This is a genomic window from Mycobacterium sp. E183 (genome assembly GCF_001667735.1).
Classification (GTDB): domain Bacteria; phylum Actinomycetota; class Actinomycetes; order Mycobacteriales; family Mycobacteriaceae; genus Mycobacterium.
In genome coordinates this window covers 78,297-92,672 of record NZ_LZJN01000191.1, presented here as the reverse complement: position 1 = coordinate 92,672, position 14,376 = coordinate 78,297, and the positions used below count along the sequence as shown (strand labels likewise).

Below are 14,376 nucleotides of genomic sequence, written 5' to 3'. Positions count from 1 at the left end.
ATTGCGCCAAGGCATCGGTTCGGTCAGGAATTCGGCTGCGACTCAGAAGGAACCGTCGCGAAAACATATTCCATTTCGTCGAAGATACTGCCGGGCACGAAGATATCTGATGGGTCGAGGATACGGTCGAGATTGGCCGCCACGCCCTCGGCGTCGAAGGCACCGTCGGCGGCGAACCAGCCACGGGTCACACCGATCTGCAAAGCGGCCACCCGTCCACGGAAAGCGCTCAGGACCTTTTGTGTCAGGATGCAGCTCTCGCTCGCGAGGTAGGCAACGACCGGTGCCACTTGATCGAGCCGCAGCGTCTGCAGGAAGGCCCGAGCATCGGCCGTGCGGCCGGCCTCCCCCATCAGTGCCATGGCCATTCGCGTGTCGCCCATCGGCATGATGGCGTTGGCGTGTATGCCGTGCGCCGCACCCTCGAGCGCCGCGACGTTCATCAACCCGAGCATCCCCGTCTTGGCCGTGGCGTATCCGGTCAAGCCCGGCTGCCCGAAAACCCCCGCTGCGGAGGAAACGAACACCAGTCGCCCGTATCCGGCGTCCCGCATCACCGCGAAACCCGGTCGGATGACGTGAAAGGCGGCCAACACGTGGTGCCGCAGCAGCGCCTCGAAGCGTTCGGTCGGCCATTCCGGCAACGCGTCGTCGTGGATGATGCCGGCGTTGGCGACGATCGCGTCCAATCGTCCGAATTCGCTGACGGCCAGGTCGACGGCGTCCTGCCCCCCTTCTTCGGCGCTGGCGTCCGAGGCGCACGCCACCGCCCGTCCCCCCGCGGCGCAGATCGCGGCGGCGACGTCATTAGCCGGTTTCGGGTCGCCTCCACTTCCGTCGGTTTCGGCGCCGTTGTCGTGGACCACCAAGGCGGCTCCGCGACGGGCCATTTCATGGCAATACGCCTCGCCGAGGCCGCGGGCACCGCCGGTCACCAGGACGACCCGATCGGTGAACGAGACCAATTTCAGCCTCCCGCAGGCGGCGACGCGGCGGACGCGGCACCACGCTCGGTCCAGTGGGCGACGAACGGGGTGATCGTCGAAAGGTCGTAGAGCCCAGGCTCGGCCGCGACCACGGCCGGGATGGCGTTGACGGCGTGCATGGCGGTGGCCAGGCAGCCTTGCTCGGCGTGATCCTCCTCATGCGAGCCGATCACGAGATGAAGACTCATGTTGGGCTTGCCCTCGAAGGCCACCTGATAGCCAATCTCCGTCGGCCATTCGGGCGCCAGGTCGTCGGCCATCCTGGTGAGATGCTCCACGGCGAGGGTGGTCTCACCGCAGTCGACCACGACGCCGAAGCGCATCGCCCCGACCGTGCCCGCGGGGATCTCTCCAGCCGCCACCGTCAGGGGTCGCGGCGTTGTGGCGACTTCGCGGAAACCCTCGACGGACCGAATCTCGAGCCCGAGGGCCTGCGCCAGGATTGTCGCGCTGCCGATCCACGCGCTTGCCGCGTAGTCGGTGTTCGTCAGCAGCGGGGTGGTGTCGTCCGGCGCATGCCCGAAGCCCATCGCGTTGAAGATCAGGTCGTGGCTGGCGTAGGTCGAGTAGTTCAGCACCTCTCGTACGTTGATCCGGTCGGTGCGCTCGGTGAGGCGGGACAGAATGGGCACCAGCGACTCGCCGACGAAGCCCGGGTAGAGGCCGAGCCCAAGGAATGACGAATCGCCCGCACGACAGGCCTTCTCGATTGCGTCGGCCAGCGATTCGTGCAGCGATCGGGGATGCACGAACCGGCTACCGGTGGCCACCACGTTCTTGCCCGACGCCAAAAGATCGCAGACGTCGGCGAAGCAGCCGGGCGTGTCGGTTTCCACCTTGCCCATGTAGAGAACCACGTCGGCGTCGGTGCCGATCACGGCATCCCGATCCTCGCAAGTGAGCACCCCCGTTTCGGAGGCCCCGCACAGGGCGCCCGCATCGACGCCGGCTTTCGCCGGGTCGTAGACGCGCACCGCGACGAGTTCCAGGTCTGGGCGGCCCAGCACATGGCGAAGCGCCATCATTCCGGTCACCCCGGTCGCCCATTGGATCACGCGAGTCATGTCAGTCGGGTCCGTTCAATCCCAGACCACGTCGAGACGGGGCGGTGAACGGAACATCGTGCCGCTCACATAGGGCGGCGGGGCGTCGGGGTCGAGCCGCAACCCCGGCAATTCGTCGAAGAGCGCGTTGAAGAACTTGGTGCTCTCCAACCGGGCCAGATGCATCCCCAGGCACAAGTGCGCACCGTGGCCAAACCCGATGTGCGGCTTGCGTTCCCGGAAGATATTGAAGGTTTCGGGGTCCGGCCAGCGCGTCTCGTCGTGATTGGCGCTGCCCAGGTTCACCATCATCGTCGATCCCCTCGGGATGTCGAGCCCGAAGAACTCGGTGTCAGTGGTGACCTCCCGGATGAAATTCAGCAGCGGCGTCTCCCACCGGATGCCCTCCTCGATCGCCTGGGGCAACAGGGTGCGGTCGGCGCGAACCGCGTCGAGTTGGTCGGTGTGGGTCAACAGGGCCAGCGCGAGGCTCGCTGTCGATCGCGACGTGGTCTCCGCTCCGGCGGGCAGGAGATTGCGCATGAATCCGTAGATTTGCTCGTCCGACATTTTGACGCCGTCGATCTCGGCCCGCGACAGGATCGTCACCATATCGTCCTTCGGCGACTTGCGCCGGTCGGCCAGCACGCCGATGAAGTACTCCTTCATCTCCGCCGACGCCTTCATGGCGGTCTCCATGTCGGCGCGAAAGCCGAGCAGGTCGATGGCCAGCCGGTGAAACTCCCCGATGTCGGACTCGGGCAACCCGAGAAGGGCCGCGATGATCCGGACCGGGATCGGCATGAACACCGCGGCCACCAGATCGGCACGCTTGCCATCACGAATCTTCGCGATCGTGCGATCCACGAGGGGCCCGACGAGTTCGGTGCCCCAGCGCTTCATCGAGGACTTCGCGAAGGCGAATTCGTGCAACCTGCGGTACGTCGCGTGCTCGGGTTCCTGCATCTCCAGAATCGTCGGACCCTGCAGTGGCCGCACCATATCCTCGTAGACGCGGGTGCTGAACGTGACGTTGTCGGTGAACACGGCCTTGACGGCGTCGAACGAGTACGCGGTGAAGGTCTTCTTGCCGCCGGGTCCGTCACACGGAACCCCCATCTCCGGCCAGCCCGGGTGAACGGGCGCCTTCTGCCGCAGTTCGCGCAGCAGCGGGTACGGGGTCGCGTCGCCGTCGGCGCCCATGCCGGCGTTGAACTTCTCCTGCGCCTCGCGGATGCGCTGCTCGATGTCGTCGTCAACCCTCGACTCCACCACGTGCCACCTCATAAGCCCATCAACCTACATATTGTCGGTTGCAAACCTACATGATGTAGGTTGAATGAACCAGAAGGCTTACATCGCGAAACCGCAACCTGGAGCGTCCGATTGGTTATTCGAGTCGTGCAGTGGGCGACCGGCGCCGTGGGCCGGGCCGCGCTCCGAGAGCTCATCGAGAATCCCCGTTATCAGCTGGTGGGGGTGCTGGTCTACGACCCGGCGAAGACAGGGCTCGATGCGGGCGCGCTGTGTGGTCTCCCGCCGACGACCGGCGTGATCGCGACGGCGGACAAGGACGCGATCGTCGCGCTGGGCGCCGACGTCGTCGTGCACACGGCCAGCAAAGCACACGCGATCGAAACGAACGCCGAGGACATCTGCCGCCTACTCGCCTCGGGTAGCACCGTCATCACTACGACGTCGTATAACCATTTGCCGACCTATGGGGCGGAAACGGAGTCCGCGTTCGTCGAGGCGTGCCGACAAGGTGAGTCGCGTTTCCATGCTGCCGGCGAGAACCCCGGGTTCATGTTCGAGCGACTGGTCGCCACGGTGACGGGGCTGAGCAAGACGATCGACCGGATCGACCTCTATGAGGCCACTGACGTTTCGGCCGTGGACAGCCGGCCGATGCTGGTCGACCTGATGGGCATGGGGAGACCGCCGGAAGACGTCAGCATCGATTCCCCGATCATCAAGAAGCTCGATATGGCGTACCGCCAGGCGCTCAACGCCACGGCCGACGTCCTCGGGATCACCCTGTCGCGCATCGACGTGGCGGTCGACGCCACCACCCTGCCGCACGACATCGAGGTACCCGCCGGCACTATCGAGGCGGGAACGGTTGTCGGGCAGAGGTTTTCCTGGGTCGGGCACTGGTCGGGCCGTCCGCTGCTGGCCATTCACGAGGAGTGGGTCCTCACCCGCGACCTCCCCCAGTGGGGCATGGCGCCGCTGGCGCCCGGCGAGAAGGCGCCCCTCATCCGCGCGGTCATCAAAGGCGAGCCGAGCTTCGAACTCCAGCTCGACGTGGGATTCGACGGCACGGCGCAACCCGGTCAGCACGCCATGCCGGGCCACCTGATGATCGCGATGGGCGCGATTCGCGCGATTCCGTATGTGCTCGCCCAACCGCCCGGCATCGTGACCGCGGCGGTATTCGGCGCGATCCAACTAGCGTGAGGCGCGCGCGACCGCGCGGGCAATGTGGTCGCTCGGCGCCGCGTGGAAGACATGCGCACTGCCGTCCGGCAGCACCCTGCGGGCAATGAGATAGTCGGATCCCATCCAGCCCTGCCGGATGAACCGACCGAACCGCAGGAACGTCCCGGGAGCGCCGCTGGCCGACGGGATCAGCTTGACCTGCTCGAGCCCGTTCTTCACTCCCTCCCCGGTGAGCGGGCGTGCCGCCGCGAGGCCGCGCACGATCACGGTCGCCGCGTCGTGCGACAGGCCCGGCATCGAATGACCAGGCCGACGACCGTATCTGGCTTCAAAGCGGTCCAGGAAGGCCTGACCGACGGTGTTGCGCTCGTCGTAGCTGTCCAGGCCGATCCAGCCGGACAACTGCCGCCTCCATTCCGCGTTGATGTGCGCCATTTCGAAGGCCGTCGTCGTGTACCGCGGGGGGTCCCAGCCGGCGGCCAGCAGCGCGTCCGTGAACCCCCACAGGCCATGTCCGAACCCGACGTGCACCAACGCGTCGGGCTCCGACGCACTCAGCGCGGCGACCGCTTTGGCCTTGTCGGCCTCCACCTGCGGAATTGCCACGGTCGCAACGACCTTCAAGCCGGCGGCGTCGTAGGCTCGTTCGGCGAAGGCGAGGTACTCCTTTCCGATCAGTGACGACTCATAGGCGATCGCGATCCTCGACCGCCCGTCCCCGATCATCACCGCCGCCAGCATCACCGGCTCCTCGGCCATCGAGCCGTTGTTCAGCGCAAAGCACCACTCTCCGAGCGCACCCTCGGACCCCGACAGGGTGACGATCGGAACGCGAGCCGTGGCCTCGACATGGGAGCGCAGCGGCACCACGTTGTCCGATACCCACGGCCCGTAGATGGCCAGACATCCCTCCGCGACCAGCTCGTCGAAGGCACGTTCGACCGCGAGGTAGGTGCCGTTCGGCAAGCCCACCACGTTTCGGGTGACGAGTTCGATCGGCCGGTCGATCAGCCCGGAGGACAACGCTTCATCCATCACCAGCCGCAGGGCGTCGATGCTGTCGTTGTCCGTGTCGCCGGAAGTCGGATAATCGTTGAGCAAGCCGACTTTCAGGGGAGCGACCGAACCGTACGCGCGAACGCCGTCGTCTGCCATAGCGGCAACATACCGGATGAAGGTTGTGTAATCGCCACCATACGGAAACAATGATTCGCGAAACTGCATATTCGGCTTCCGGAGTGCTCGCTCCCATCTGGCCTCACGCGAAGGGGACACCATGACGCTCACATCACCACTGGAATCGAGCGTGTCGGCGGCCGAGAAGAAATATCGCGTGATCCAGTGGGGCATGGGCAATGTCGGGACCTTGGCGCTGCGCCACTTCGCCCACAATCCCCTCTATGAGGTGGTCGGAGTGCTCTGCAACCGCCCGGAGAAAGTTGGCAAGGATGCGGGCGAGCTGGTCGGGGTGGGGCCGATCGGCGTGCTCGCAACCACGGACAAGGCCACCCTGGAGGGCCTTGACGCAGACTGCGTGTTCTACGCGCCCCTCTGGTCGGACGTCGACGAGATCTGCCGACTGCTGCGCGGCGGAAAGAGCGTCGTCGCCTCGGGTGGGGCCTGGTGGCATCGGACCGAAACCAACAGCGCCGACATCGACAAAATCGAGGCGGCGTGCCAAGACGGTGGAACGTCGTTCCACGGAGGCGGCATCCACCCCGGCTACGCGGCGGACCTGCTCGTCCTGACGCTGGCCCGGATCGTCGGCAAGACCGACCACATCCACATCTACGAGGCGGTGAACTTCAACAAGGACACGCTGAAGTACTTGGACGAGATGGGATTCGGAAAGACACCGGACGAGTTCGCCAAGGGCAATCTCTTTCAAGATGCATGGTCGTTGTTCGCGCAATCGCTGACGATGGTGGTCGAAGGTTTGGGCAAGAGTGTCGACAAGTTCACGACAGATGTCGAACTGGGCCTGGCCACCCGCGACATCCCGTACGAGGGCACTGCGGACATGGACATGCCCGGCCTGCGAGGTGTGATCAAGACGGGCACCGTCGCATCCCAACATCACCTCTGGACAGCGTGGGTGGACGGCAGGCCGTTCATCACCTTGCACGAGCTCTACTCGTTCATCGAGCACGACGCCATCGACCCGAGGCCCGATTGGGAACCGTATTACCACTACCGCGTGGTGATCGAGGGTGACCCCGGCACCGAGCTCATCCTGCGCGGCAGCCCGCAGGCGCGCGAGCACGCGAAGCCCGGTTACATAGGCTACGCATGGACCGCGATGGAGCCCGTGAACTCCATCCCCGCCATCTGCGATGCGCCGCCGGGTTTCAAGTCGCACGCCGATCTTGGACTCATGACGGTTCGCGGGATCGTGCGCTGAGGCGGCCCGTCCCGACGCTCAACATTCAAACTGAAGGTTGCTACGATCGTCGGCATGGCGAAGCGTGGCGGGGCGGACGAGGATCGACGCGCCCGGGGCGAGCAGACCCGTCGCGACCTGATCGACGCGGGTCGCGAGCTGTTCGTTGAACACGGATTCTTCAACACGAGCATCAGCGACATCGTGACGAGGTCGGGCGTCGGAACGCGCGGCGCCTTCTACCACCACTTCAAGGACAAAGCCGAGCTCTTTCGAGCGGTATTCGAAGATGTCGAAAACGATCTCACCCTCCGGTCCATTGCCGCTCCCCCGCCGGGCGCGGACGCCTGGGAACGGCTCACGCGTGGATTGCACGGATTCCTTGAAGCCGCAATGGAACCCGCGGTGCAGCGGGTGATACTTGTCGACGGACCGGTGGTGCTGGGCTGGCAGACCCTGCGCGAAATCCAGAATGGCAACAGCATCGCCCTGATCAACGAGGTGGTCCGCGAGGCGATCGCCGAGGGCACCATCGACGATCAACCCGTCGGGGAACTGACGCACATGCTCATCGCCGCGCTCGAGGAGGCCTCGCTGCTCGTCGCGCACTCCGCAAACCCCAAGAGCGCGCGTCGCCGGGCCGCCAGGATCCTGGACCGGCTACTGCTCTCGTTTGCCGTCGAGCCGCACGCGACGCCGCGGCGCTGAGCGTTGCCGAAGTGTGGAGGCCACGTCCGTCACCAGTGGAAATGAATATTTCCGGAAATCGAAATAGTTACTCTGCCTATCTGATAGCCTCGTTCTCAACCTCTGTGCAAGGAGACTCATGCAGCCCGAAGACATGATCTTGGTCAGCGTCGACGATCACCTGGTGGAGCCGCCGAACCTGTTCGAGGGCAGGCTAGCAAGCAAGTACGCGGACGCGGCGCCCCGGGTCATCCGCCGGCCCGACGGCTCGGAGGTGTGGACTTTCAACGACGCCATCATTCCCAACATCGGGCTCAACGCTGTGGCGGGACGCCCACGCGAGGAGTATGGCGTCGAGCCGACCGCTTTCGACGAAATGCGGCCCGGGTGCTACGACATTCATGAGCGGATCAAAGACATGGATGCGGGCGGCGTGCTGGGATCGATGTGCTTCCCGTCCTTCCCCGGCTTCGCGGGCCGGCTGTTCGCCACCCACACCGACAAGGACCTCGCCCTCGCCGTCACCCAGGCATACAACGACTGGCACATCGACGAATGGTGCGGCTCGTATCCCGGGCGCTTCCTGCCCATGGGGCTGCCCGTGCTGTGGGATCCCGAATTGTGCGCCAAAGAGATCCGCCGCAACGCCGCCAAAGGCTGCCACTCAGTCACCTTCACCGAAAACCCCGCGACGCTCGGCTTCCCGAGCTTCCACGACGAGTATTGGGATCCGATGTGGCGGGCTCTGTCGGACACCAACACGGTGCTCTCGGTCCACCTGGGGTCCTCCGGCAAGATCACGATGACCGCCGACAACGCGCCCGTCGACGTAATGATCACCCTGCAACCGATGAACATCTGCTCGGCGGCCGCCGACCTGCTGTGGTCCCGCGTCATCAAGGAGTTTCCCGACGTCCGCTTCGCACTGTCCGAGGGTGGCACCGGCTGGATTCCCTATTTCATCGACCGCCTCGACCGAACCTACGAAATGCATCACCTGTGGACCGGCCAGGACTTCGGAAACAAACTGCCCAGCGAGGTGTTCCGGGAGCGCTTCCTGACCTGCTTCATCGCGGACCCGATTGGCGTCAAACTGCGCCATGACATCGGCATCGACAACATCGCCTGGGAGTGTGACTACCCGCACTCGGACTCGTCGTGGCCCGCGGCAGCCGAGGAGCTTGCCTTGGTCATGGTTGACCTCCCCGACGACGAGATCAACAAGATCACGTATGAGAACGCATGCCGTTGGTACTCATTCGACCCGTTCCAGCACCGCACCCGAGAACGATGCACGGTCGGCGCCCTGCGCGCCGAAGCCGGTGACCACGATGTCGAGATCCGTAGCTTCGACCACGGCCGGTTCGAACGCACCGCGGGCGCGACCCTCGGCACTATGAGCGCCAAGCTCGATGTCTGACAACGGACAAAGCCCGCTGCGGGTCGCTGTCGTCGGTGCCTCCGCCGGCCTCGGACGATGCATCGGCATAGGGCTTGCCCAGCGAGGCGCACATGTCGCGCTGCTGGCGCGGCGATACGACAGGCTGGTCGATGCCGCCGGGGAAGCCGGCAACGGCGCGGTGGCCGTCGCCTGCGACGTCACCGTCGCCGACAATTGCCAGGCGGCGATGTCCGAGGTGGTCGGCGCGCTCGGCGGGCTCGACGCCCTGGTCTACACGACCGGCATGGGTGTGCTCGCGCCGCTGCGCGAGGTGACCGCGGAACAGTGGGCGCAACTGTTCGCCACCAACGTCACCGGCGCCTCACTCGTCACCGCCGCGGCCGCGCCCCATTTGGCCGCGGCGGCGGGCGGTGCCGTTTACCTCTCGTCGCTCAGCGCGTCGTACACGACGCCGTGGCCGCTGCTCGGCGCATACGCGGTGTCCAAGGCGGCGCTGGACAAGCTTGTCGAGGCCTGGCGCATCGAGCATCCGGAGATCGGCTTCACCCGTCTGGCCGTCGGCGACAGCCTGGGCGGCACCGGCGACGCGCAGACTGAGTTCAACAAGGCGTGGGACCCCGACGCCCTGGAAGCGGCTATCAGATACTGGATGGATAACAAATACATGCTCGGCGGCCTCGTCGACGTCGAGCACCTGGTTGACGTTGTCGATTCCGTTATCCGTTGCGGCAAAAGCAGTTTCATCCCACATCTGACTCTGGCCCCACGCGCCTCTGATGCAGTGAAGGAGCTTCGGAATTGGTGAACCACGAACCGCGCATGCTCATCGACGGCAAGCTCGTCGAGTCCGTATCCGGGCGGCGATTCGACAACGTCAATCCGGCGACCGAGGAGGTGCTCGGCACCACCTGCGACGGCACCCACGCCGACATGGAACGCGCCATCGCCGCGGCACGGCACGCGTTCGACAACGCGGCGTGGTCACGCGATGGCGAGGCGCGAGCCGCCGGCCTGCGGCAGCTGCAGGCGGCGCTGGAAGCCGAACGTGAGGACTTACGCGGCGAGCTCGTCGCGGAGGTCGGCTGCCCCGTGCTGTCCACCTACGGACCGCAGCTCGACGTCCCCCTCCGCGAAGCGCTTACCTGGCCTGCGGACATGATCGGTGAATTCGCTTGGGAACGGCCGCTTCCCGACAAGGACGCCTTCGGCCTGGGCAGCCTGACGGCCCGCGAAGTCTGGAAGGAGCCGATCGGAGTCGTCGGTGTGATCACGCCCTGGAATTTTCCTTTCGAGATCATCCTGAACAAGATCGGCCCCATCCTGGCGATGGGTAACACCTGCGTGCTCAAGCCCGCCCCGGACACACCGTGGAACGCCACCAGAATCGGCCGCATCATCGCCGAACACACCGACATCCCGCCCGGGGTCATCAACATCGTCCCGTCGTCCGATCATTCCGTCGGAGAGGTGATTTCGACCTCGCCACTGGTAGACATGGTGGCGTTCACCGGCTCGACCGCTACCGGCAGGCGCATCATGGCGGCGGCCGCCGAGACCATCAAGTCCACCTTCCTCGAACTCGGGGGCAAGTCCGTGTACCTCGTCCTCGACGAGGAGGGAGACATCGGCGGCGCGGTCGGCGGCAGCGCCTTCATCTGCATGCACGCCGGGCAGGGCTGCGCGATGCCCACCCGACTGCTGGTCCCCAACTCGCGCTACGACGAAGCGGTCGAAATCGTCAAGACAGCGATGGAGAACAACAAATACGGTGACCCCACGGACCCGTCGGTGCTGCAGGGTCCACTTGTCTCCAAAAGGCAGCATGACCGCGTGCTCGGCTACATCGAGAAGGGTAAGCAGGAAGGCGCCCGACTGGTCACCGGCGGCGGGGTGCCCAAGCATCTCCCCAAGGGCTATTACGTCGAGCCAACGGTATTCGCCGACGTCGACAACAAGATGACGATCGCCCAGGAGGAGATCTTCGGGCCGGTGCTGTCGGTCATCGGGTTCGACGGCGACGACGACGCCGTGCGCATCGCCAACGATTCGATCTATGGCCTGTCGGGCGTGGTGTTCGCCGCTGATCTAGATCGCGCGAAATCCGTCGCACGCCGGATCAGAACCGGCACCCTGGGCATCAACGGCGGACTCTGGTACGGCGCCGACGCGCCGTTCGGCGGCTACAAGCAGTCCGGTGTCGGACGACAATGCGGCATCGAGGGGCTCGAAATCTTCACCGAGACAAAGACCGTCGGCTGGCCTGCCGCCTGACTCCCAACTGAAAGAAGCGACAATGAAGTCCAAAGCAGCGGTGTTACGCGGCGTCGGTATCGATTGGGAAGTCACCGACGTCGAGCTCGATCCTCCGCACGCCGGCGAGGTTCTGGTCAAGATGGCCTACGCCGGCATCTGCCATTCTGACGAGCACTTCTACACCGGCGACAGTGTGCCGACGGCCGAGATGGAAGAAATGATGCGGGCGTCCGGCATTCCGGTACCCGAATGGTTCCCGATGCTCGGCGGCCACGAGGGCTCGGGTGTCGTTGAAGAGGTCGGTCCCGAGGTGAAGACACTCAAACCTGGCGACCATGTGGCGATCTCGTTCCTGCCTGCTTGCGGTAGCTGCCGATGGTGCGCCACCGGGCACACGTACCTGTGCGACATTGGCTCCGACATTTACAGCAAGGCAATGACCACCGACGGCACCCGGCGACGCCACCTCGGCGACGAGGATCTGATGGCGATGATGCAGGTCGGCACGTTCTCCGAGTACGTGGTGGCGTCCGAGCGTTCGCTGGTGAAGGTGAATGACTGGATCCCCTTGGAGGCCGCATCCCTGGTGTCCTGTGGTGTGACAACGGGATTCGGCTCGGGATCCGTCGCGGCAGGCACGGGAGCGGGTGACACCGTCGTGGTGATTGGTGTCGGCGGGATCGGCATGAACGCGGTGCAGGGCGCGAAGGTCGCGGGCGCCAAGCACATCGTCGCCGTCGACCCCAACGAATTCAAACGTCAGATCGCGCCGACGTTCGGCGCAACCCACACCGCCGTCGATGCCGGTGCGGCGGTCGAACTTGTCAAGGAGATCACCTGGGGAGTCATGGCCGACCGCGTCGTTCTCACCCCCGGGGTGGTGCCGGCCGACCTGATCTTTACGGCGATGATGTTGTTGCGCAAGGGCGGAACCTGTGTGCTGACCGGGATGGCCAAGATCACCGACATGATGGTCCCGATGATGCTCGGCGACATGGTCAACTCGTGCAAGACCTTCAAAGGGGCGCTCTACGGCGAGATGAACCCGCGCGAAGCGATGCCCAAGCTGCTATCGATGTACGAGGCGGGCCTGATCAAGCTCGACGAGTTGGTCACGCAGAAGTACAAGCTCGACGACATCAACGAGGCCATGAAAGACCTTCGCGCCGGCAAGAACATCCGGGGCGTCATCGCTTTCGAGTAGTTGGACGGCGACGGGGAGCCGATGGGCCCGCGCATGCCGCGCGTTGCGAAGCAAGCACCCGACCCCTAAAAGCTGCCATTGACTAATGTCACCATTTGGTATTGACTTCCCGGCATGGCGGACGGTGTTCCGACCCGCGGGTCATTGCGGTCCCGCGGCGCGGCAGCGGTAAGTGCTTACACCCTGCGGCCCGTCACCGGCCTGCTACCGCCCGAGCGGGCGTGGGGCCTGTGGCTGTCGCGCCAAATCGTCGCCCGGATCATGGGCACCTTCGGGCCCTCACTGGCGGGCACCCGAGTCGAACACGTCGACACGAGGCTGCCGGACGGTCGCCGGGTCAAGGGCGAATGGGTTTACGGGCCCCGCACGCCGACAAGCGATACCGCGCGGTCGTCCACCTCCGCGGGCGCCGTCTACTACGTGCACGGCAGCGGCTTCGCCGTGTGCTCGGCCAAGACGCACCGCCGGTTGACATCCTGGCTGTCGTCACTGACCGGTCTGCCGGTGTTCGGCATCGATTATCGACTCGCGCCCCGCCACCGCTTCCCCACCGCGGCCGACGACGTGCGCTCGGGCTGGGACTGGCTGGTGGACTCGTGCGGTTTGTCGCCGAAAGGGCTTGTCGTCGCCGCGGATTCGGCGGGCGGCCATCTGGCCGTCGACATGTTGCTGCAACCCGAGGTGGTGGCCGATCACCCCGCCGCACTGACGTTGTTCTCCCCGCTGTACGACCTCAGCTTCGAGTTGTGCCTCGCCCGAGAACGACTGCGCCGCGATCCCGCGATCCGGGCGGCCGACGCGGCCCGCCTGGTCGGCATGTATCACGCCGGCGTCGATCCCGCGCACCAGCGGTTGACGCTCAACGTCGCCGGCGGCCCTCCGCTTCCCCCGACATTGATCCACGCCGGGGGCGCGGAGATGCTGCAAGACGACGCCCGTCAGCTCGCCGCCGACATCGAAACCGCCGGCGGCCGTTGCGAATTGCAGATCTGGCCACACCAGGTGCACGTCTTTCAGGCGCTGCCCCGGATGACGCCCGAAGCCGCCGCGGCCATGGGCTACGTCGCGCGCTTCGTCACCCACGCGTTGCAGGATGCACGCGTCACAACGCAGGAGGTGCGCTGAGCGATGCTGGACAGACTGCTGGGCAGGCCGAAGACCAGCCGCGGTGCGTCCGCGGTGGTGACCGGCGCCGGAAGCGGCATCGGGGCGGCCTTCGCCATCGAACTCGGCCGCCGTGGCGGCAGGGTCGTCTGCAGCGACATCGACGAAGCGGCCGCCCAACGGACGGCCGACGCGATCACCCAACTGGGCGCCAGTGCGACGGCGATCCGCTGCGACGTCTCGCACTTCGAGGACGTGCGGGCGCTGGCCGGGCAATCACAGGCCTGGTTTTCCGGATGCCCGACGCTGGTGATCAACAACGCCGGCGTCGGCGCCGGCGGCGCGGCCATCGGTGATACGCCCCTGGACGATTGGGCATGGACCATCGGAATCAACCTGTGGGGCCCCATTCACGGCTGCCACGTCTTCGCACCGATCCTCCGGGAGCCGTCGCCCGCCCCCCGCGGCATCATCAACGTCGCGTCGGCGGCGGCGTTCGGCGCGGCGCCGGGAATGGCCCCCTACAACGTCAGCAAGGCCGGCGTGCTGTCACTGTCCGAGACCCTGGCCGCCGAATTGGCAGGCACCGGCGTGCGAGTAACCGTGCTGTGTCCGACCTTCGTCAAGACCAACATCGTCGAATCCGGCCGCATCAGCGAGGAATCCAGCGAACTGGCCAACAAGCTGATGCGCTGGACCGGATTCTCGGCGGACAAAGTCGCGCGGATCTGCCTGGACGCGCACGACCGCGGCGACCTCTACTGCATGCCACAGCTCGACGCCAAAATCGGCTGGAGCATCAAACGCCTGGCACCACACGCCTATACACGTGCGGCCGGTCTGGCCTCGCGGATCAACCTGCCCTGACCAAAGCA

The 14,376-nt window shown here is 65.6% G+C and carries 13 protein-coding genes; 9 read left to right on the top strand and 4 right to left on the bottom strand.

Annotated elements, in window-relative coordinates; translation table 11 throughout:
* Window positions 1–23: 23 nt before the first annotated feature.
* From A5691_RS23280 to A5691_RS23270, 3 genes are read right to left on the bottom strand one after another with little or no spacing between them, the layout of a single operon-like run.
* On the bottom strand, window positions 24–935 hold the full coding sequence (locus A5691_RS23280; RefSeq protein WP_197694358.1) for an SDR family NAD(P)-dependent oxidoreductase: 912 nt from the start codon (window positions 933–935) through the stop codon (window positions 24–26).
* Between the two features lie 32 nt (window positions 936–967).
* Window positions 968–2,050 (bottom strand): dihydrodipicolinate reductase, encoded by a 1,083-nt coding sequence (locus A5691_RS23275; RefSeq protein WP_068014860.1) that lies wholly within the window; start codon window positions 2,048–2,050, stop codon window positions 968–970.
* A 15-nt stretch (window positions 2,051–2,065) separates the two neighbouring features.
* Window positions 2,066–3,232: a cytochrome P450 gene (locus tag A5691_RS23270; protein WP_231980948.1), complete on the bottom strand. Its 1,167-nt coding sequence runs from the start codon at window positions 3,230–3,232 to the stop codon at window positions 2,066–2,068.
* Between the two features lie 198 nt (window positions 3,233–3,430).
* On the opposite strand from A5691_RS23270, the gene A5691_RS23265 reads away from it, so the two are divergent.
* Entirely contained in the window at window positions 3,431–4,489 is a 1,059-nt protein-coding gene (locus A5691_RS23265; RefSeq protein WP_067747585.1) for a dihydrodipicolinate synthase, read from the top strand.
* On the opposite strand, the gene A5691_RS23260 is transcribed toward A5691_RS23265, so the two are convergent.
* The gene (locus A5691_RS23260; protein WP_067747583.1) at window positions 4,481–5,626 is read right to left on the bottom strand and encodes an ABC transporter substrate-binding protein; all 1,146 of its coding nucleotides are present in this window, start codon (window positions 5,624–5,626) and stop codon (window positions 4,481–4,483) included. The genes A5691_RS23265 and A5691_RS23260 overlap by 9 nt on opposite strands.
* 121 nt (window positions 5,627–5,747) lie before the next feature.
* Here A5691_RS23260 and A5691_RS23255 point away from each other — a divergent pair, with 121 nt between their 5' ends.
* The 8 genes from A5691_RS23255 (at window position 5,748) to A5691_RS23220 (ending at window position 14,368) form a co-directional block, all read left to right on the top strand.
* On the top strand, window positions 5,748–6,872 hold the full coding sequence (locus tag A5691_RS23255) for a dihydrodipicolinate reductase (RefSeq protein ID WP_068014855.1): 1,125 nt from the start codon (window positions 5,748–5,750) through the stop codon (window positions 6,870–6,872).
* 54 nt (window positions 6,873–6,926) lie between these two features.
* Window positions 6,927–7,559 carry a TetR/AcrR family transcriptional regulator gene (locus A5691_RS23250; RefSeq protein WP_067778687.1) on the top strand — a complete coding sequence of 211 codons (633 nt, stop codon included), beginning with the start codon at window positions 6,927–6,929 and terminating at the stop codon, window positions 7,557–7,559.
* A gap of 118 nt (window positions 7,560–7,677) precedes the next feature.
* Window positions 7,678–8,958 (top strand): amidohydrolase family protein, encoded by a 1,281-nt coding sequence (locus tag A5691_RS23245; protein ID WP_068014852.1) that lies wholly within the window; start codon window positions 7,678–7,680, stop codon window positions 8,956–8,958.
* Window positions 8,951–9,745 carry an SDR family oxidoreductase gene (locus A5691_RS23240; protein WP_067778681.1) on the top strand — a complete coding sequence of 265 codons (795 nt, stop codon included), beginning with the start codon at window positions 8,951–8,953 and terminating at the stop codon, window positions 9,743–9,745. The genes A5691_RS23245 and A5691_RS23240 overlap by 8 nt, the downstream gene beginning before the upstream one ends.
* Window positions 9,746–9,759: 14 nt before the next feature.
* Complete coding sequence (locus A5691_RS23235; protein WP_067747660.1) at window positions 9,760–11,211, top strand: aldehyde dehydrogenase family protein; 1,452 nt, start codon at window positions 9,760–9,762, stop codon at window positions 11,209–11,211.
* Window positions 11,212–11,233: 22 nt separating this feature from the next.
* Window positions 11,234–12,397, top strand: a complete 1,164-nt coding sequence (locus A5691_RS23230) for an NDMA-dependent alcohol dehydrogenase (protein ID WP_068014849.1) — start codon at window positions 11,234–11,236, stop codon at window positions 12,395–12,397.
* 114 nt (window positions 12,398–12,511) lie between these two features.
* A complete protein-coding gene (locus tag A5691_RS23225; RefSeq protein ID WP_082950462.1) occupies window positions 12,512–13,522 on the top strand; it encodes an alpha/beta hydrolase in 1,011 nt (336 codons plus the stop codon).
* A gap of 3 nt (window positions 13,523–13,525) precedes the next feature.
* Window positions 13,526–14,368, top strand: a complete 843-nt coding sequence (locus tag A5691_RS23220) for an SDR family oxidoreductase (RefSeq protein WP_067891219.1) — start codon at window positions 13,526–13,528, stop codon at window positions 14,366–14,368.
* Window positions 14,369–14,376: the final 8 nt, after the last annotated feature.